Origin of the sequence: Neobacillus jeddahensis (assembly GCF_000612625.1) — a bacterium.
In the GTDB taxonomy this organism is placed as follows: domain Bacteria; phylum Bacillota; class Bacilli; order Bacillales; family Cytobacillaceae; genus Neobacillus; species Neobacillus jeddahensis.
Window position 1 is genome coordinate 35838 of the sequence record NZ_CCAS010000016.1, and the last position, 18942, is coordinate 54779.

An 18942-nucleotide genomic window follows, 5' to 3' on the forward strand; every position below is an offset into this window, starting at 1 on the left:
TGGTGTTTTCTCTGCAAATGTAATGTAAAGATTAGGCTGTGTTAAAGTTGTCTATCTACCCCAAGCACTCGTTTTTCAAAATGACTAATAAATAATCCAGTGGCTACCTCATGGTCATTAATATAATTATAACCACTTTTCAAATATAAGCTCTTAGCTGGTGAATTATCTTTACCTGTCGATACCTGGTAAATGGCAATATCTTTATTCCGATCTTCAACATCAATTAATAAACTTTGAGCAATCCCTTTTCGAAAATGATCTGGGTGAACGACCATGCGGCAAATAGTTATCACATCGCCATCAATTGTGAAGGAAACAGCACCTACTAGTTCATCTCCCTGAAAGTACCCTAAAAATTTTTCTCCGCAGGCTGCTAAATCATCGATTGTTTCCAGCAAAGGTGGAATATTAAAAAAATTGATTAATTTTGCCTCAATCAGATAGGAGACCCTTTGAAGTTTAAACAATTCCTTAAGTAGATTCCTAGTTTGTAAGTCAATTTCTTTTATCATGAAATGAAATTCCCCTCTAGCATCTAACATAAATATCCCCCACAAGGTGAGGGATTTGTTTCTCAAGCAACTTTAATTGCTTTTCCAAACGGGACACGCGGTAAGAATACCCCTGGCACAAGCCAGAACAATTCATAGTCTACTTTTTCCATGTCTTCCGCAAAAAAACCCGTCACATCGGTAATATAAAACAGTGTATCAATATTTTCTTCTTTTGCCCACTCCAACACTAAGGTATAGGAAGATTTCCCATGTGTATAGTATTTAATCGTATCACTTTTCACGGGAGAAATACTCCTAATTTTAAAATCTGCTTGAACTAATACCGTATCGGGCTTCAATTGTTCAAACAGTTTAATGATGTTATTAATAAGAACATCTGGTGCCTCATTCGTGGATGTATCTACAGCTAAGGCAACCTTTTTATCCTGTCGTTGTTGTATCATCGAGAGTATCGTTTTATGCCATTTCAACTCCAACCACCCCTTTGGTTTAAATCTGTGCACCATCTTATTTTGGATTACCATGAAAGGGATTATGATTGGATAAATACGGGAAAATAATCAGGTCCTAATCGGGAAAAACTAATTTCTAATAAGCAAATTGAGGTCATCTATTTATGTTGAGAAAATCAGCGTCTTATACATAAGTACTAACATTACTCCTTTTTACCGTACTCTTTTTTTTCCTTTATATAATCTTTTTCACACTTTAACAGCTTGTAATCAATGGCATTCCCTTCTTTCCTTTTCTTTTCAACCACTTCCCATTTTAAAGTTGCCAGTTTTAAATGGACGGCAACGTTCGTATTATCAGGCTGTTTATAAAGTAAATAGGCTTCTGCGGGCTTGATAAATAAAGTCGGTTTCCCCCGTGAGGCAACAATAAATTGATCATGCAAGGACTGATAGTACTCGTCTATTTCTTTACCACCATAGATCAGATTAGCGGCATCTAATCCCCTGTCGGTTACTTCGATATAGCTTTGTTCGTTAATATCTAGTTCTAGACTGGTAATAATATCATTCATAATGGTTTTATTATATTGCTCATCTCGATTCCTCATATTCTTAAGGCAATCAGCTGATAACCTCGGAAGTTCTTCTCCCTGAACATCCAGTAAATAAAGGAACATCGGTAAGAACAGACCCCCAATAAGGATTAATATTTTTCCCATGGAATCATTCACTCCTTATAAATTATGTACATATTATCCAACAGCAAAGGAAGTTATATACAAATTGCTAAAGATTATCCACCATTTTTTGAGTTTACTTATGACAAAATTAAAATTGGAAAAGCCACATTTAAAGAATAGTCATGATATAATTTAATGTATTGATTTTTCTGAATATATAACTTATTTTTCGAAATGGGGGAAATAACTTGAAATATGACGTAATAGTGGTTGGAGCTGGTCTTGCGGGATTAGTAGCGACAGCGGAACTCGCAGATGCAGGCAAGAAAGTTCTCCTCCTAGATCAAGAGCCAGAAGCATCACTTGGTGGACAGGCCTGGTGGTCATTTGGTGGCTTATTTCTCGTCGATTCACCAGAGCAAAAAAGAATGGGCATCAAGGATTCCCGTGAGCTTGCCTGGCAGGACTGGTTAGGAGCTGCCGGCTTTGATCGCGAAGATGATCAGGACTATTGGGGTAAAAAATGGGCAAAGGCCTATGTTGATTTTGCGGCTGGTGAAAAACGTAAATGGCTTCATGATATGGGGGTTCGTTTCTTTCCAGTAGTCGGCTGGGCAGAACGTGGTGGCTATACAGCGGAAGGTCATGGTAACTCCGTCCCCCGTTTTCACATTGTCTGGGGAACTGGGCCTGGACTTGTCAAACCCTTTGAAGATAGGGTTCGCAATGCGATGGCATCTGGCCTAATCGACTATCGCCCCCGCCATCAAGTCAATGAATTACTAAAGACTCAGGGAGCCATCATGGGTGTGCGTGGTAACATTCTTGTTCCGAGCTCTGCAATACGTGGAGAAGCAAGTTCACGAGAGATACAATCGGATTTTGAGTTTCAATCAAAAGCAGTCATCGTAACGAGCGGTGGCATTGGAGGAAATCATGAATTGATTAGGGAGAATTGGCCAGCCAGACTTGGAAAAGCACCAAAAAATATGATTTCCGGTGTTCCTGCGCATGTGGATGGAAAAATGCTCGCGATCACGGAAAAAGCAGGCGGTCGTATTGTCAATCGAGATCGAATGTGGCACTATACGGAAGGAATCAAAAACTGGAATCCTGTCTGGCCAATGCACGGTATCCGAATTCTCCCTGGTCCATCCTCCCTATGGTTAGATGCAAACGGTAAGCGCTTTCCTTCCCCTAACTTCCCAGGCTTCGATACTTTAGGAACACTCGATGCCATTATGAAGACAGGCTATGATTATTCTTGGTTTATATTAACGCAGAAAATTATTGAAAAAGAGTTCGCCCTTTCTGGGTCTGAACAAAATCCTGATTTAACGGGAAAAAGTATTAGAAAGGTGTTAGCTCGTGTCCTTCCTGGTCCTACTGCACCTGTAAAAGCTTTTATGGAAAAAGGTGAGGATTTTGTCGTTGCGAATACACTAGGAGATCTTGTTGCAGGGATGAATGAGCTAAGTGGTCATCATTTGCTTAATGTTCACGACATCGAGCGTCAAGTTATCGCAAGAGACAGGGAAATCGATAATAAGTTTACGAAGGATCTGCAAATAACGGCCATGCGTGGAGCCCGACATTATCTTGGCGATAAATTAATTAGGGTAGCACCACCCCATAAAATTTCGGATCCGAAGATGGGGCCGCTAATTGCCGTTCGATTAAATATTGTTAGTCGAAAAACACTTGGTGGATTACAAACAGACTTATCTGGTAGAGTACTAGATTCAAATGGAAGTCCTGTTCCTGGACTTTATGCTGCCGGTGAGGTTTCAGGGTTTGGTGGTGGTGGAATTCATGGCTATCGCTCGTTAGAAGGAACATTCGTAGGTGGCTGCTTGTTTACAGGAAGGCAGGCTGGTCGTGCACTAGCAGAGGAACTTTGAGATTCCATTACAATTTTTTCAAAAAAGCAGCGTGATTTTTCACAGATAATATCACGCTGCTTTTTCCAATTTTAATTCATATAGATAAATTCTGTCCGACTACCGGTCTGATCTGCTATCACTTCAAGCCTTACATCGATCCGCTCTTTCAGTTCCGGTACATGAGAAATAATCCCAACCAGCCGACCACTACTCTGGATATCCATTAACGCCTCAATCGCTTGTTCTAGTGATTCAGGGTCAAGCGTACCAAACCCCTCATCAATGAACATCGTTTCCAATGATACACCTCCAGCATAATTTTGAACCACATCCGCAAGTCCCAATGCCAATGAAAGCGAGGCTTTAAAGCTTTCACCTCCAGATAAGGTTTTAACATGACGTTCTTGCCCCGTATATTGGTCAAATACGAGCAATTCCAATCCACTTTGGGCATTCCCCTTAGAGCGATCTGTTTTTCGTAACAATTGAAAACGACCAGAGGTTATCTTTCTTAAACGTCCATTCGCTTCCCGTAAGATATCATCTAAAAAGGCGGCAAGCACATACCTTTCGAACGTTATTCTAAAGTTGTTTTGACCCTTAGCAATATCAGATAGATGGCCGATTAACTTGTACCTTTCCTCTAGCACCTTCATTTGCTCATTTAAACTCTCCACTCGATGATAAATCGCTTCATTATCCCGCTTTTTAACAAACAAATCCGTACGAAGCTGATTAAGCTCCTCAAGTTCGCTCGTCAGTTTTGTGAGTTCCAGCTTAATTCCCGCAACATCTGGCGTTTTCACATCTGCCAACAATTCTGTTAATTCTTTCAAACGGTCAGAAACTGAGCGTAACTCTTCTCGATAACTACGAATATCCGCCTCAAGGCTTCGTATTTCCCCTTCCGTCCGTTTGGAAGAAGCATACTCACCATATTTTTCAAAGCCCTGTTCCGATAATTTACTGATAAAAATGTCTCGCTCGGTATCAAGTTCCTTTTGTTTCCCTGTTTGATGTAATTCTGCATCTTTTAAGCGGGCTGTTTCATTTGATAACTTTTCTTTTATCGATTGGAAGTGTTGCTGCGTATCCTCGAGTTGCTTTACTAATAACCGATGTCGTGTTTGAGCTGACACGAGTGCCTGTTCATATGCATGTTCAGAGCGCAGGTTTTTTGGAATAACATTCATCATTCTTGTAAGTGTGGTCCTCTTCTCGGTAAATTGAACCGTTATTTCATTTACCATCACTGTCACCTGATGAATAGCGTTTTGAAGGGCTCCTTTTTCCGACTCACAATTGTCTATTTTCCTCATAACATCCTCATAAAGCTTACTCTCTTCTGCCAATTGTCTTTGAAATTCTCCAAGATTATTTTTTACTGTCATTGCCTCTATTTTTGCCTGTGCAAGGTCCTCTTCAGTAAAGTCTCGACGTGTGGTACGAATTTCATTCAGAATTTCTAGAACGGCTTCCTTCTGCATTCTCTCAGCCGATTGACTTTGATAAAATTGAGCTTCATCATGGGACTTTTCCTTTTCCCACTTTAGCATCTGTTCCTTGGCAACCTTTAAGTCGTCTTCTGTTGGAATCTGATCCTCTTGCTGTAGGGCAGGTGCAGGATGATGCTCTGAACCACAGACAGGACAGGCATCACCCGTTTGAAGTTTAGTCGCTAAAATGACGGCCTGGCCATGCATCCATTTCTTCTCCAACTCGTCGACAAGGACTCGAGCATCCCTATAGCGAGCCACCGTATTTTCATACCGACTAGCCATGGCTTTATGCTGTCCCTCTGCCTTATGTTGGCGCATCAAGTTGACTTCATATTTTTCAAACCGTTCAAGTTCATTTTTCAGCTTTTCTAGCTTACCTTCGTTTTCTAAAAAGGTTAATTTCCCCTTTTCAATTTTCTCCTTTTGCTGCTTAAGAGTTGCTAATTGTTCCTCTAAATGCGCAAGGCTCTTTTCATAATTGATTTGTTTTTCTTTCGCGGCTTTTAGTTCCTCATCCTTGATGGTAGTCTCTTTACGCAAAACAGCAAATGAATAGACATCTTCCTTCATATTGACTAGCTGAGTTACTTCATCTAATGCAGACTGCCGCTCTCCTTCTCGCTCAAGCTCCGCCTGCAGCTGCTGTTCAACTTTTTTCGACAGACTCTCATATTTTTCAATTTCGATCATGATGGATTTAACATTTTCCTGTAGCTGATCGACTTCCCGCTTTAAGCGGTGACAAAGCTCCTCCTGTTTGGATAATAACGCTGCTTTTTGCGCCCGTTGAACTTGTCTGTCTTTTTCGGCATATGTTTCCTCGTCCGTACTTAGTCGGGCTTTTCTCTCCTTCAACTCTTCTTTTATCTGGAGCTGTTTTAAAATGGTCTCAGCTTCAAAGAGCTTCCCCTTAAGGTTGTCCTGTGCTTGAATCTTTTGTTTTACACGATTGTCGAGCTGCTCAAGATTTTCTGACATTCCGGCAATTTCAGCTCGTAAAAGCGGCATGATGACGGTGTCATTAACACTCTCTTCATCAAGCTGGGTGCGAAGCTCTTCATTTGTCACTGCTTGAATACATCTAATCGCTTCATTTCTTGCTTGAACTTGGTCTTCTACCGAATTCTTCAACTCAGACGCTTCAAACTTAAGCTTCTCTTCTACCAATTTATAAAGCTGTGTATGGAACAGTCTTTGCAGGATGGCTTCTTTATCCTTGCTATCAGAAGTCAACAACTTTCGAAACTCCCCTTGAGGAATCATTAAAATTTGCCTGAACTGGTTTGCATCAATCAACATAATTTCTTTAATTTTTTCCTCAACATCACTGATTTTGGTAGCCAGCAACTTTTTCTCACCATGATGGTCCACAGTCGATAATTCTGCTTTAGCACCAATCGAAGTGTAGCCATCCCCCTTGTCTTTTTTCTTCAGCTGTTGGGGGGACCGAGTGATAGAGTAGACTTTATTACGCAGTGAAAAATCAAGAGAGACTTCTGTTAACAAGTCGGCCTTCGCAAATTGACTACGAAGTTCGGGGCCATTGCGATCTTCACCACTTGCCTTTCCATAAATCGCATAGCTAATCGCATCAAAAATAGTCGTCTTACCAGCGCCGGTTTTTCCTGATATCACAAACATGGTCCGATTACCCAGCTGGGTAAAATCAATTTCTTCCCTACCAGCATAAGGGCCAAATGCCTGCATCCTCAGTCTTAATGGTTTCATTTCACTTCTTCCCCTCGTAACACTTTTTCTATTATGTCAGCCATAACTTCTTTTTTTTCACTCGTAAAATCAGAGGTCGTCATTTCCTTGTAAAACTGTTCAAATAAGTCAATTTCTGACTTTTTCTCACTTCTCTGCGCACTGAAGAACTGTTTTTTCTTCAAATCTGTCAAATCCATTTTCCGTTCCAAATGAAGGACATTTGGATAAATCTTCCGCAGCTTATTAATTGGGTCAATTAAGGCACCTTCGTCTAGTAAGGTGATTTTTAGATAATCATGGAGTTGTTCTTTTTCATAAAAATGTGGATCAAGTAATTCCTCTAAGTGGCCTTCAAGCTCACGCATGTCATGCTTTGGCGCAAGTGAACGATAACGATGCGTGAAATTCCCCTTTTCATCCATTTCAATGATTGAAATGGATTTTCGTTGTTTTGCTTCAGAAAAAGAATATTTCAAGAGGGATCCGGAATACTTCACTTTCTCATGTCTAATGGCATCAGGACTGTGTAAGTGACCGAGAGCTGTGTAGGAAAACGGTTCGAACAACTCGGCACCCACACAACCAGAACCACCCACTGATAACATTCGTTCAGAGTCTGACGTTTGCCCCCCAAGGACAAAAGCATGACCTACTAAAACATTGGGCTCATTTGGATTAAGGGTTTCCTCGATTTTACCAATAAATGATTTCATTGCCTCATGATGAGAGTGGATCGAGTCATCGCCCAATAGTTGTCGGACGATACCTGGCTCAGCATATGGCAGGAGATAAAAATTTACCCCATTAATATGAACAGGCCTGAAGCTATTTGTCAGTTTCCCTGTCAAATGAAAATCGCTATGCTTATACCATGAACTACCAAACGAAAGGCGTTCCGCACTGTCATGATTGCCAGCGATTGCTACAATCGGCGTCTTAAGTTCCACATTTATTTTAAAAAGGATTTCATCTAGTAACTCCACGGCATCTGTCGGCGGGACAGAACGGTCATAGAGATCGCCTGCAATGACAACAGCATCTGGCTTCTCTTCCGCTACAATGGAAACAAATTGCTCTAGTACTTCGCGTTGATTCTCCGTCATGTATACACCGTGGACTAGTTTACCTAAATGCCAATCGGCAGTATGGATAAATTTCATTTGGGCCACCTCACTTTTTTCTACTTCATTCACTTATCGAATACTACTATTATATCAAACTACTAATCCGTTTGAGTCTGGAAATCATTATTGGATTTACCACTAAAAACAGAGGAAGAAAGACAACAAAAAACAGCCCGGCACATATGTCCGGGCTGTTATAGTTGGTTTTAATTATTTTTTAGTTACGTTAGCAGCTTGTGGTCCACGAGCTCCTTCAACTACTTCGAAAGATACTTCTTGACCTTCTTCTAAAGTTTTGAAACCTTCTGTTTGGATTGCAGAATAATGAACGAATACGTCATTTCCGTCTTCTGCTTCGATGAATCCGAAACCTTTTTCTGAATTAAACCATTTAACTTTACCGTTTTTCATGTGAAAAAATCCTCCTATTGACTAGCAATCTAGTCATGTGTAAAATTCACCAAATTACAACGTGATAGCTTTACCTTCATTTTCTCATCCAAACATCGATTAACACTTTGAACAAGCTTCATATATAAATCTAATCTCGTGCAACGGCTGATTAAAATTTATCATTTTCGCCTAATTCTGTCAAGAAAGGGAACAGCGACACAACCCTACAGAATTCTACATTTCTCCACCTTTTCACCTCTAAAAAACAGGGTTTATGAGTAGATACAAAAAGAGCGCACGAAGAAATTTGTCGAATTCTGATGGAAAATAATTTGACTCGAAAACAGAATCTATTTATCTGTTTTCACACCCTATATTTAAATGTAGATCCGAGATTATTGTTGTTTCTCTGAACTTGAAATCAAGACGCCATTTCTATCAATTTTTCCAAATCGGCACTTTACTTCATTTATTATATCCTTCACCAGTAACTCTAAACCAATATAGGTTAAGGAAGGAAAATCTGCAAACAGCTTTTTAACCTCCCACTTTAATTCATTTTTTCCACAAATACTATGTCGATTGATTTGATCAACTTCTTCCTTTATTTTTGCAAGTTCTCGTTTTTGATCCACTACCGGTAAGAGAACTAATTCATCTAATCGCTTAAGGAATTCTAATGATTTTTCAATTTTAATAGCTACCTCATCATGGACATCTTTTGTGATAATCTTATTTATAAACTTAAATTCATTTAGCCTTAATGCTGAATCATACGTTGCCCTGACGATCTCCTCTCTTGTCATTTTATTTGTTTCATAGCTTAGCATATTTTTCCATGAAGGTTGTTTCATGGCATTTCTGAAGTCCTCAAGGTTATGACAGAATTTCTTATAACCATATTTTTCAGGATGTTCAAAAGCTGGACTTCCCGGATCTAAAAATGGTGATAGTGGGGCTACAAAGTAAGAAATTCTTAAATCTCCACCACATTCTTTGTGAATAATTTCACAAAAATCCACATTTCGCATTGCACTTTCGTAGCTTTGATTAGGGATTCCCGTCATGAAGAATAAATCGATTTTTGCACAATTATGCTTAAGTGCGTTTTGCAGCATTTCGATTACCTTGACATTGGTACAAGGTAGTTTTCCATTATACTTTCGGATTTCCTCATCTGCGGATTCAAGTGTCAGTTCGATGCTATATTTAGGGATTGCTTTGTCCAAGCGTTTAAAAAATTCTTCGTCTGCATAATTGAATAATTCAAAGACCATTTCGTTTTTTAAGTCCATTTTTGCTAGGCCTGTGAGAAATTCATCTACATACTCTTTCCCCCCCTGCCTGATATCATTTAACAGAAAAATAGGAGCGCGAGTAAACCTTTGAATCAAAGTAATATCCTCAAACATTTTTTTAGGTGAACGCATCACCAACTTTTTCCGGTTACAGTTGAGGGCGTATGCATCCTTCGAGCCGCCACATATTAAGCAATTATAAGTACAGCCTTTAGATGTCAAAATGGCGGTATTTGGATATTGGAGCCACCCTTTGTATGGCAATGGGTCAAGAAGATTAAAGTACTTAAATACGGAACGTATGATATAACGATACCCTGGTAGGTTAAATTCATCGAGACTATCTGGAACATAGGTTATTTCATTAAAATGATACGAAGTTCCATTTTTCCATGTAAGATTCGGGATATCATAGAAATTTGCACTATCCTTCTTCTCCAACTTATTCAGCAACATAAGAATTAACTTTTCGGTTGTATCACCGCGCATAACGAAATCAATACAAGGATATTCAATCAGCTCTTTGTGAAAGTAAGTGCTAGAAAGACCGCCAAACATGACCGGAGTATCCGGGTGATACTTCTTGATAATTTTTGCAAGTTCAACACTTCCATGTGCATGAGGCAGCCAATGGAGGTCGATGCCAAATGCTTTTGTTTTAATCTTTTTAATTTTCTTTTCAACATCAAAATTAGGATTTAACAACATTCGGTTGGCAATATTAATGATCTTCACCTTTAAGCCAAACCGTTCGAGATAATCACCGATACTGGTTAATCCAATCGGATACATTTCAAAAACAGGTGAGGAAGGAACAACATCACTAATTGGGCCCGTAAACAACATCTCTTTGCGGAAATCATAAACTGTTGGGGGATGTAGCAATACCAAGTCATACATATTCAATCACCTTCCAAAATTTTTATATGTAGTTTCACCTTAATCTTAATATAATTTTTTTGTTAAAAATGGATTAAATATTACAAAATACCGATAATTTCCAAAAAAATAACAAAAGTAGCTTTAATACCTTCGAAATAGAAAAAAGCCGAAGAAATTATTTCTTCGGCATTGCTGTTACATCTTCTTCCTCTACCTTAAACTTATCCAAGATCGTGATGGTATCAATAAGATGATTATTAAAAATTTGTCGTGCAATCGCTAAGAGCTCAATAATCATCGGATCCTTCAGTGTATAGATAACTTTATTTCCCTCTTTCATTCCAATAACTATGTTTTTAGCTCTCAGTATTGTGAGCTGCTGTGATACCGCGGAACCTTCGCTTCCCACAAGGGTCTGAATTTCATTTACATTCTTATCACCTTCAGCTAACAGTTCCAAAATACGGATTCTCAATGGATGTGATAATGCTTTGAAAAATTCCGCTTTAAATTGCTGCATTTCTAAATTCAATTTGTTCACTTCCTTGTTTTTCTAAAAGGTTGCTCTTAGCTTTGCTCTACTCTCTACTGTATCCATGGAAGATAATTTTTTACATTCTCGAAAGGCAAAATGCTTACAACCCAGACATTTATTTTCGTTTATTTGTGTGAGACCATATTGTAACGCTTCTCCAGTATGTTCAAAAAAGTGATTGTCACCAATTAAATCAAATAAACCTGTCTTTTTAAGAACATTTTCAGGCTGAGGATTTAGACCAGATATTATCACAATACCATTTTTTGAAAAATGGTTCACAATACTTGCTAGGATTGCTTCCCCAGTTGTGTCCATTAAAGGAACCTTACTCATTCGCAACAATAATATCTTAGGTCGATAATTGATCGTATCCATAATCGATTTTTCAAATGTTTGCGCTGCCCCAAAAAACAAGGGACCTTCGACATTAAAGATACTAATTTGTGGACAGTCATGTGTCTCTGTAACCATCGATGTTTCTACCTTTCCTTGCCTATGTGTAGGATTAGGTAATGCTTTCCTTGTCGTTGTGACATCACTCATACGCTTAACAAACAAAATGGCTGACATCACTAAACCAATTTCAACAGCTGTCGTCAAATTTACAAAAACTGTTAATAAAAAAGTAACAAGTAGAACCATTGAATCCGTTGATCTTGTTTTTAAAATATGGACAAATACCTTTCTTTCACTCATATTCCAGGCAACGACCATTAAAATTGGTGCCATACTCGCCAGCGGAATATACGATGCTTTTGGAGCAAAAAATAGTAAAACAAGTAAGACCACTACCCCATGTATGATACCAGAAAACGGAGAAACGGCTCCATTCTTAATATTTGTAGCGGTTCGAGCTAAGGCACCTGTTGCCGGTATTCCGCCAAATAGAGGTGCAATCATGTTGGCGATACCTTGACCGATTAGCTCCTTATTGCTATTATGACGACTACTTGTCATCCCATCTGCAACAACCGCGGAAAGAAGAGATTCAATCCCACCTAACATAGCTATAATAAAAGCAGGTTTCAAAAGCTTACTGATAATGTCTATATTCATATTTGGTATGTGTAGTTGTGGTAAGCTACTCGGAATTTCACCATAGGCCGTTCCAATTGTAGCGACTTCCCCTGGGTAAAATAATGTCGCAACGATCGTTGAAATGAATAATCCAATCAGTGGACCAGGTATTTTCGGTGCTATTCTTGGAGTAATCAACACGATAACCAAACAAATTGCAGCTGTTAAGAGACTATAAATATTAATAGTACTGATATTCACAATGATTTCCTTGAAATTTAAGATAAATTCCTCATGTTTCTTTATTCCTACTAATCCAAGAAAACTTGCCACCTGTCCTGTAAAGATAGTGACAGCGATCCCCGCAGTAAAACCGATGGTGACAGGTTTGGGGATCCATTTGATTAATGAACCAAGTTTCAGCAAGCCCATGATGGTCAAAATAATTCCCGCCATAAATCCGGCGATAAGGAGATTTTCATACCCATACGTCATTACAATACCAAATAGAATCGGAATGAATGCCCCAGTGGGTCCTCCGATTTGATACTTTGACCCTCCCAGTAAGGAAATGAGAATCCCTGCAACAATAGTGGTATAGATTCCATACTCCGGGTTCACCCCTGAAGCAATGGCAAACGCCATCCCAAGTGGAATGGCAATAATCCCGACAATCAAGCCCGAAAGGATATCCTTTTTCAGACTGCCTAAGGAATAATGCTGGAATCTCTTGTCAATAAACATAATAACCCTTCTTATCAATCGATTTTTGTATATCTGATTATTTGAATATAGAATAATACAAACTATTAAGCAAGCATTTTATTTTTAAAATTTCCACTTGCACTTTATCATAGGTTAGTGTTATAGTAATTAAGCGATGAGCTGAGTTGTGTAAGTCGAGGAACATTCCTACTTGGAACACACTATGTGGAGTGTGGTTTCTCGCCTCAATACGCGAAAGACGTCTGATTAGTCAGACGTCTTTTTATTTTTTTAAATTAGCACTTACAATAGAAATTTTTTATAATAAAGATAGGTTCACAATTAATGAATGGAGGAGTTTACATGAATAATCATGAAATTGATTACAAGATCTATGGAGATGATATGCAATTTGTTGAAGTAGAGCTTGACCCACAAGAGACTGTTGTCGCTGAAGCTGGAAGTTTTATGATGATGGATGATAATATACATATGGAGACCATCTTTGGTGATGGGTCAGGTGGCGGCAGCGGGCTGATGGGGAAATTATTCAGTGCCGGAAAACGAGTTCTAACAGGTGAAAGTTTATTCATGACAACCTTTACGAACCAAGGTCAGGGCAAGCAGCGAGTATCATTTGCCTCTCCCTACCCAGGTAAAATTATTCCTATGGATTTAAGTCAACTTGAAGGAAAAATCATTTGCCAAAAGGATGCCTTCTTAGCTGCAGCTAAAGGTGTTCAGGTCGGAATTGAATTCCAACGAAAAATTGGTGCAGGTTTCTTCGGTGGCGAAGGATTTATTATGCAGAAGCTTGAAGGTGACGGTTTGGCATTTGTACATGCCGGTGGAACGATTATAAAAAAGGATCTCCTTCCCGGCCAAACACTACGAGTAGATACCGGTTGTTTAGTTGCGATGACGAGCAGTGTAAATTATGATATCCAATTTGTAAAAGGGGTCAAAACGGCTTTATTTGGCGGAGAAGGCTTGTTCTTTGCCACATTACGTGGACCTGGCTCCGTATGGATACAATCCTTGCCATTCAGCCGACTCGCCAGCAGGGTTTTCGCTGCTGCCCCATCAAGAGGTGGAGCAAAGGATGAAGGAAGTATTGCAAAGGGACTATTTGATATGTTTAATGGTGATTGATCATAATCATAGTTGAAATAAAGCTAAATCACAATAGATCCTCATTCTCTAAGAATTTGAAAGAAGAACTCCCTGCATTTGTAGGGAGTTCTTTTCTTTACTGTATGAAATCAAATTTCTCTGATGATGGCGATAAATTCACAGGAAGTTGTCCATCCTTTTTCTTTTTCCGCTTCCTTTTCATTAATTGTACTCCGAGGATCTGATCTTCTAATTCTTTTTTTATCATATTAACAACCACGATTACAAAGAAGAAACCGATAAGAGGCATGAAGACTATCCAAGGCGCAAGAACAAACTCCGTGAAATTTTGTCCAATTAACCCAGCCCATTCATTCGATAAGGACGCTGGTTTTGGATTGCCTGATGCATCATCATAACCAAATACCCCTGCTCGATTTTGACCACCTAGATAAATATAAAAAATACTTAGCTGCATCGTGATCTGCAGGGTGCTTAAAATCTGTTGAACGGTAAATAAAATGCCATAGGATCGCATGTAGGGCAGTAATTGTCTTTTAATGATATGTAATTTACTGGCACCCAATAAATAAGAACTTTGGACAAAGGAGGTTTTTAATAATTCATCGGTAAGATCGGATGCAAATAGGGTGACGGAAGGGAATCCGATAAAAACTAAAATAATGATTTGATAGGTAACAATCGATGAAATCCCCACATCATTGGGTGCTCCGGCAACGGGAAGCATCAAAATATAAGCCACTAGAATGGCCGGAATATATCGCATCGTTAAAAAGAAGTCCTTAAAATACCCTTTTAGAAAAGGAGCCCATAAGGATAGAACCATGCCAAAAATCCCACCAAGCAAAACTCGAAGAACAGCAACGACAAAAGCGGTAATTAATGTGAATTTGGCACCATAAAGTAAGACCAAGTGTAAGTCCTCTCCATTGCGGGTCGTTCCCAGCCAATGTTCTTGTGAGGGAGGGAATGGTGCCCTGTCAATAACCTTACCATGCTCATCTCTAATTAATATTTGATGATTAAAATCAATTGGGGCGTAATAAGGGTATAAACAACTCAATACGAATAGAATCAGCAGCAGGGCAGTGCCAATGATTGTTTTTTTATATCTACTCATAAACTGATGGCCTCCTTTCCCTTGATTCTTTTCGATAGTAACCAACCTATCGCTTCAATAATTAGTAGTGGCAGGCAAAACATCAGTAAACATAGGACGAGCGAAGTGAAATCTCCACCTTGCTGTATGATAATAAAAAACTGGCGGGTAAATCCATTAATGTTAAATAAACTTTCAACTAGATAAATATTGGATAATAATACCCATATAATGGTTCTAAGCTGTAAAACTAACAACGGAAAAACGTTGCGAATAATATGTATAAATAATGTTCTTACACGTCCTATTCCTTTTGCTTTTGCATAAAGGACGTAGGGTTGACTTTGTTCCTCAGTCATTACCCGAATCAAAAACTGTAATAACAAAAACATAGGTAAGAAGGAGACGGTGACGATCGGCACAAAATATGGTTTATGACCAAACATACCATAAAGCTGTAAAAACTTTAGACCCGTGGTCTTATACAGTGTAATGACAAAAAACTGAAAGAGGAAGATGATTAGTAGATCCGGGACAGCCTCGAAAAAATTCACACCACTTTTTAAACGATTTCTAACCTTCTCTGGGACGATCAATATTAACAAAGCCATACCAATTGCAGCTATGATAATGACTACTAAGCTTGCAAAAAGGATAGTCATCGAATATTGATAACTTTCAGCAATCTCTAGTTCTTTAAAAAATCTTAGGTACATTGGATCCATTATTTGGAGTATTGATTGAAGATCTGAATTTACTGCCATCCAAAAAATGTTGCCATGAATTTCTACTGAATCTTTTCCAATTCCAAATAATGTTGGTAGATGAAAAATAAAGAAAAATCCTGCCAGAATCAATCCTATCCTAATAAGTGAGCGTAACACACGTTTCATTTTATCCCTCGCGCATCAATTTATTTTTTTAAAATAGAGATGTTTCCTCCTATTGTACTCCATTTTTTGTAATATTCTCAATTTATTTGACGAATTAACTTACCTAAAGTTTCACAATATGGAAAAAGCATGCAAGTTCCCTTGCATGCCGTTTTAACTAGTTTATTTGCATATCTATCAATTTTTCTGCTACTTGGACTCTTTTTAGATTATAGGATTGCCAAGACGTACTCTCTTCTTTAGCCTCTTGTTGCTTCGCTACTAAAAGGTCTCGTACACCTGGTAGATGCTTATCTTCTTCATATAGCTCAATCAAGGCTAGAACCCCTGTTGAAGATAAGCTGTTAAGATAGGCCACATCCAATTTCCCACTTTCTTCATAGCGGTTAATATTTTCCTTTACCACTATCCTATCCAGATCTATAACGGTGATCGCTGTATAGTAAATTAATGTAGTAATAAAGTAAAAGTGAAATAATGATAGCTTATCAATCCATATTTTTGTGAATGTATAGGAATAAATAACTGCTAGGAAAATCATAAAAGAATGGGACATCACTCTTGTAAAGGTAAACCCATATGCCTCCTCATACATGCTTAAACGTAGAAATGCAGAACAAAGCATAACAGAGCTAGCTATAACAAGAACAGTAAGCATTATTTGCGTCATCCGTTTGCCTAAATTTCTCCCCCGGTCAGCAAAGGTGATTACTGCCACAGTGATAGTCAAATTGATCATGGTAACAAACAAGAGTTCAAAAAATCCCTTTCTGGCATACTCTGCGTATGTATAGTCCCCTTGTAACTTACCGCTGAAGAAATACGTAAATTGAACAATGGTAAACAATACATAAACAATATTGATTAAAACAAGAACAGTATTAATAATAATAGAGTCCAGTTTTCCAGCTGGTTGTAAAGAGGTTTGCATAAATACCTTCACTTGTTTTTGGTATAGGGCTTGCATCAGACCAAAGAAGGCAACCATAAATAGAAATATTAAAACCAATCGTATAAAGCTTTCTGCGTCGACTACTCGGAACAGGTTTGGTATATCTCCAACCAGCCGTTCGAATTGTGTATCAGCACTAATGAGCAGCCTCAAGACTATCATAAGGACAGGAATCGCCATGACAACGCCAATCATGATTTTCTTCCAAATGACCGGCTTATTATCGTTCACTCCACCCTTTAATCCTTTTCCAGAATGAGCTGTAAATAAAATCGTATACTTTAGGGCATCGACCAGTCTTGAGAATAGATAAGGAATAAAGGCTAATCGAGTCCACTGCATTTGCTTGGGACTTGTAACCAAGATAAGATGAAAAATGACCAAACTAGGGATGACTAAGATATTTAAGGCATTAAAGAACATATTATCGTTAAGAAAGTAACCAGCCGCCAAGAGCCAAATACAACAAATAATCAGATAGCCAAAACGCTGATGGGAAAAGGAAAAGCCACGAAAACGCCAAAAAAACACCCCATAAAATCCGATCAGGAAGACAAGATAGGATATCCCCACTTGACTGCGAAAAAACGATTCTTCTGCTAAAATTCCGAGCAACAAGCATAAGACTAAGGTGAGCCAATCCATTTTACTTATTTTCATTCTCCATCCCTCTTCCTTATAGAAATTCTATATATATAGTTTTTCTATGTATATGAGCAAAAAAAACTGCTTATATCGATGCTTTACGTCCCCAACGATAACCAATCCAGCTGATTGGGTAAAGACTGATGGTAAAAATGATACAAGCAATAATAAACGTCTTCGTTAATAAAGGAGCAAACCATTCATGCGGAATAATTTTAAAAACAGTAAGAATCATCAACACCAAATTGGGAATGAGCGAAAGTAAGAATGTCTTTCTAAGAAGTATCCGCCCTCCATGGCCAAAGCCTTTTCCAATTTCGTACCCCAGTAATGCCCAAAAGAACATATACAAAAAGGCAATTAAGGTTGGCACAGCTGTTACATGACTCCAAATAGCCGAGAGCCAATCCCATTGATAAAGATTATGTGCGAGAGTCAATAAGCTGCCGCCGCCAAAAAAAATGATATTTAAAAAAATGAATAGCCATTTCATATTACTAGGTGTAACTGATAGCTCTTCTTTCCATAGTTCTGCAATCTCTGAAGGGCTTCCAAGTCTTGAAACAATCTGTTCCATTACTTCGTCATCATTTGTCCAATCATGCAATTCAATCAAAATTTCATCAATATGGGCCTCGTATTCAAGTAGAATACTTGCCTGGTCTTGATGACTGCCTAGTCCATTGCTTAGTTCTTCAAGAAAACTATTCTTCGGCCGTTCCATGCTTCGTTCTCCCAATAACCTTGTTCATAACCTGAACAAAATCCTGCCATTCACGAGTTTTTTCGCCTAAAAGATCTTTTCCTGCGTTGGTAATCTTATAATACTTGCGTGCGGGACCCTTCTCTTGCTCTTGCCAGTAACATTCAATGTATTCTTGCTTTTCAAGCTTATGAAGTGCCGGGTATAAGGTTCCTTCTTTTACACTTAATCCATTATCACTGCGCTTTTCTAATTCTTTTACTAATTCGTAGCCATACATATCACGTTCATTTAACAATTGAAGTAAGATTAAGGATGTACTCCCCTTGACCAATTCTCGGTTAAACATTTTTTCACCTACCTAGATATTTTAGGTACAAAGAAATTCTACAACGGATTGATATTGTTGTAAAGCCGTAGAGAAAACTTTTTTGCAAAAATGGGACCAAGCTTTTATACTCCATTGCACTAAAATGAGCTGTATTCCATAAAATATAGTAGGAATATACATGGTAAATGGCACGCATGATATAACCATTTCTTATTTTATAAAAACATTCAAGCATAAATATTCCATTTTTCTCCCATACTAAGAAAAAACTTGAGGTGAATAAAATGGGACTACTAAACTCAATTAATCAGTGGAGAGAGACAAAGTATCAAAATCACGTCTCCACAATGAAAGATCAGGGTAAATGTCCAGATTGTCAAGGACGGGGCTATACTGTCTACCCTTATAATGAATATGCCTACTTTAATTCATTTGAATGCCCGGGCTGTCAAGGCAGCGGCCAATACACTGATTGGGAAGAAA

General features: G+C 38.5%; 16 protein-coding genes. 2 read left to right on the forward strand and 14 right to left on the reverse strand.

Annotation, left to right across the window (positions count from 1 at the left end):
* Positions 1 to 41: 41 nt before the first annotated feature.
* The 3 genes from TY15_RS09700 to TY15_RS09710 all read right to left on the reverse strand — a co-directional run bounded on the left by TY15_RS09700 (position 42) and on the right by TY15_RS09710 (position 1692).
* The gene (locus tag TY15_RS09700; protein WP_244440906.1) at positions 42 to 545 is read right to left on the reverse strand and encodes a GNAT family N-acetyltransferase; all 504 of its coding nucleotides are present in this window, start codon (positions 543 to 545) and stop codon (positions 42 to 44) included.
* A gap of 32 nt (positions 546 to 577) precedes the next feature.
* Entirely contained in the window at positions 578 to 961 is a 384-nt protein-coding gene (locus tag TY15_RS09705) for a vWA domain-containing protein (protein ID WP_392391399.1), read from the reverse strand.
* A gap of 212 nt (positions 962 to 1173) precedes the next feature.
* Positions 1174 to 1692, reverse strand: coding sequence for a hypothetical protein (locus TY15_RS09710; RefSeq protein WP_040209625.1), 519 nt, complete (start codon positions 1690 to 1692; stop codon positions 1174 to 1176).
* A gap of 209 nt (positions 1693 to 1901) precedes the next feature.
* Here TY15_RS09710 and TY15_RS09715 point away from each other — a divergent pair, with 209 nt between their 5' ends.
* The gene (locus TY15_RS09715; RefSeq protein ID WP_040209626.1) at positions 1902 to 3554 is read left to right on the forward strand and encodes an FAD-binding dehydrogenase; all 1653 of its coding nucleotides are present in this window, start codon (positions 1902 to 1904) and stop codon (positions 3552 to 3554) included.
* A gap of 71 nt (positions 3555 to 3625) precedes the next feature.
* Here TY15_RS09715 and TY15_RS09720 read toward each other — a convergent pair whose 3' ends face one another.
* The 6 genes from TY15_RS09720 to TY15_RS09745 all read right to left on the reverse strand — a co-directional run bounded on the left by TY15_RS09720 (position 3626) and on the right by TY15_RS09745 (position 12741).
* On the reverse strand, positions 3626 to 6763 hold the full coding sequence (locus tag TY15_RS09720; RefSeq protein WP_040209628.1) for an SbcC/MukB-like Walker B domain-containing protein: 3138 nt from the start codon (positions 6761 to 6763) through the stop codon (positions 3626 to 3628).
* A complete protein-coding gene (locus tag TY15_RS09725; RefSeq protein WP_040209631.1) occupies positions 6760 to 7905 on the reverse strand; it encodes an exonuclease SbcCD subunit D in 1146 nt (381 codons plus the stop codon). The genes TY15_RS09720 and TY15_RS09725 overlap by 4 nt, the downstream gene beginning before the upstream one ends.
* Before the next feature lie 174 nt (positions 7906 to 8079).
* Positions 8080 to 8280 (reverse strand): cold-shock protein, encoded by a 201-nt coding sequence (locus tag TY15_RS09730; protein ID WP_007083969.1) that lies wholly within the window; start codon positions 8278 to 8280, stop codon positions 8080 to 8082.
* Positions 8281 to 8657: 377 nt separating this feature from the next.
* The gene (locus TY15_RS09735) at positions 8658 to 10460 is read right to left on the reverse strand and encodes a TIGR04190 family B12-binding domain/radical SAM domain protein (RefSeq protein WP_040209632.1); all 1803 of its coding nucleotides are present in this window, start codon (positions 10458 to 10460) and stop codon (positions 8658 to 8660) included.
* Positions 10461 to 10617: 157 nt separating this feature from the next.
* Positions 10618 to 10974, reverse strand: coding sequence for an ArsR/SmtB family transcription factor (locus TY15_RS09740; protein ID WP_040209634.1), 357 nt, complete (start codon positions 10972 to 10974; stop codon positions 10618 to 10620).
* Positions 10975 to 10995: 21 nt separating this feature from the next.
* Positions 10996 to 12741, reverse strand: coding sequence for a SulP family inorganic anion transporter (locus TY15_RS09745; protein ID WP_040209636.1), 1746 nt, complete (start codon positions 12739 to 12741; stop codon positions 10996 to 10998).
* A gap of 324 nt (positions 12742 to 13065) precedes the next feature.
* On the opposite strand from TY15_RS09745, the gene TY15_RS09750 reads away from it, so the two are divergent.
* Entirely contained in the window at positions 13066 to 13854 is a 789-nt protein-coding gene (locus tag TY15_RS09750) for a TIGR00266 family protein (protein ID WP_040209637.1), read from the forward strand.
* A gap of 97 nt (positions 13855 to 13951) precedes the next feature.
* On the opposite strand, the gene TY15_RS09755 is transcribed toward TY15_RS09750, so the two are convergent.
* From TY15_RS09755 to TY15_RS09775, 5 genes are all read right to left on the reverse strand, one after another.
* Positions 13952 to 14956, reverse strand: a complete 1005-nt coding sequence (locus tag TY15_RS09755) for a hypothetical protein (RefSeq protein ID WP_040209638.1) — start codon at positions 14954 to 14956, stop codon at positions 13952 to 13954.
* The gene (locus TY15_RS09760; protein ID WP_040209640.1) at positions 14953 to 15828 is read right to left on the reverse strand and encodes an ABC transporter permease subunit; all 876 of its coding nucleotides are present in this window, start codon (positions 15826 to 15828) and stop codon (positions 14953 to 14955) included. Before TY15_RS09760 ends, TY15_RS09755 begins: the two co-directional genes overlap by 4 nt.
* 157 nt (positions 15829 to 15985) lie before the next feature.
* Positions 15986 to 17440: a DUF4153 domain-containing protein gene (locus tag TY15_RS09765; RefSeq protein ID WP_040209641.1), complete on the reverse strand. Its 1455-nt coding sequence runs from the start codon at positions 17438 to 17440 to the stop codon at positions 15986 to 15988.
* Between the two features lie 70 nt (positions 17441 to 17510).
* Positions 17511 to 18149 (reverse strand): HAAS signaling domain-containing protein, encoded by a 639-nt coding sequence (locus TY15_RS09770; protein ID WP_040209643.1) that lies wholly within the window; start codon positions 18147 to 18149, stop codon positions 17511 to 17513.
* Positions 18130 to 18477 (reverse strand): PadR family transcriptional regulator, encoded by a 348-nt coding sequence (locus TY15_RS09775; RefSeq protein WP_040209645.1) that lies wholly within the window; start codon positions 18475 to 18477, stop codon positions 18130 to 18132. The genes TY15_RS09770 and TY15_RS09775 overlap by 20 nt, the downstream gene beginning before the upstream one ends.
* Positions 18478 to 18942: the final 465 nt, after the last annotated feature.

Bases quoted from the DNA above. Each gene is read 5' to 3' on its own strand.
- TY15_RS09700 (WP_244440906.1), bottom strand. From the start codon at position 545: ATGTTAGATGCTAGAGGGGAATTTCATTTCATGATAAAAGAAATTGAC.
- TY15_RS09705 (WP_392391399.1), bottom strand. From the start codon at position 961: ATGATACAACAACGACAGGATAAAAAGGTTGCCTTAGCTGTAGATACA.
- TY15_RS09710 (WP_040209625.1), bottom strand. From the start codon at position 1,692: ATGGGAAAAATATTAATCCTTATTGGGGGTCTGTTCTTACCGATGTTC.
- TY15_RS09720 (WP_040209628.1), bottom strand. From the start codon at position 6,763: ATGAAACCATTAAGACTGAGGATGCAGGCATTTGGCCCTTATGCTGGT.
- TY15_RS09725 (WP_040209631.1), bottom strand. From the start codon at position 7,905: ATGAAATTTATCCATACTGCCGATTGGCATTTAGGTAAACTAGTCCAC.
- TY15_RS09730 (WP_007083969.1), bottom strand. From the start codon at position 8,280: ATGAAAAACGGTAAAGTTAAATGGTTTAATTCAGAAAAAGGTTTCGGA.
- TY15_RS09735 (WP_040209632.1), bottom strand. From the start codon at position 10,460: ATGTATGACTTGGTATTGCTACATCCCCCAACAGTTTATGATTTCCGC.
- TY15_RS09745 (WP_040209636.1), bottom strand. From the start codon at position 12,741: ATGTTTATTGACAAGAGATTCCAGCATTATTCCTTAGGCAGTCTGAAA.
- TY15_RS09750 (WP_040209637.1), top strand. From the start codon at position 13,066: ATGAATAATCATGAAATTGATTACAAGATCTATGGAGATGATATGCAA.
- TY15_RS09755 (WP_040209638.1), bottom strand. From the start codon at position 14,956: ATGAGTAGATATAAAAAAACAATCATTGGCACTGCCCTGCTGCTGATT.
- TY15_RS09760 (WP_040209640.1), bottom strand. From the start codon at position 15,828: ATGAAACGTGTGTTACGCTCACTTATTAGGATAGGATTGATTCTGGCA.
- TY15_RS09765 (WP_040209641.1), bottom strand. From the start codon at position 17,440: ATGAAAATAAGTAAAATGGATTGGCTCACCTTAGTCTTATGCTTGTTG.
- TY15_RS09770 (WP_040209643.1), bottom strand. From the start codon at position 18,149: ATGGAACGGCCGAAGAATAGTTTTCTTGAAGAACTAAGCAATGGACTA.
- TY15_RS09775 (WP_040209645.1), bottom strand. From the start codon at position 18,477: ATGTTTAACCGAGAATTGGTCAAGGGGAGTACATCCTTAATCTTACTT.